Annotated in this window: 1 protein-coding gene; it reads right to left on the minus strand. The window is 43.8% G+C overall.

Features of this window, described 5'->3' with window-relative positions; genetic code table 11:
• Positions 1–492 (minus strand): type II toxin-antitoxin system PemK/MazF family toxin (locus NE619_RS19350; protein WP_256133858.1); only part of this gene is annotated, 492 nt, incomplete at its 3' end.
• Positions 493–520 lie beyond the last annotated feature (28 nt).

Raw genomic sequence — 520 nt, forward strand, 5'->3', positions numbered from 1 at the left:
ATCAAAACCTTGCCGCACACTGCAATACATACAAGCATCTTTCTCTTCCTGTTCCGGGTCCAGCCGCCTAATTGAGTAATCCGGATTATCGTAAAACTGGCTGGCGCATGTCGGGCAAAGGCATAAAATTAGAGGTGTATCTGCCTTTTTCTTGATACCGATGCTAACTAACAAGGCCTGATCTAATTCCTTCATTGTCAATTTATCTAAAGAACCAATTGGTTCCCTTAGCCTCTGTTTATCAATGGTTCGGAGTTGCTCCAATAAAATAATGGAGTCATGATCGAGTTCCGGAATACCTTTAAGTGCCACGTGGGTCGGTAATTTGATTTTTTTTCGGCCGGTGACTGCCGCAACAATCACAGTTGGGCTGTACCGATTGCCCAGATCATTTTGTATAATCACCACCGGCCGTTTTCCTCCTTGCTCGCTACCAATCACAGGGTTCAGGTCCGCATAGTATACATCTCCGCGAAATAGAATCTTTTTCATCTTAACCTCCTTGTATTTACACAGCTTT

Origin of the sequence: Anaerovorax odorimutans (genome assembly GCF_024459955.1) — a bacterium.
In the GTDB taxonomy this organism is placed as follows: domain Bacteria; phylum Bacillota; class Clostridia; order Peptostreptococcales; family Anaerovoracaceae; genus Hominibacterium; species Hominibacterium odorimutans_A.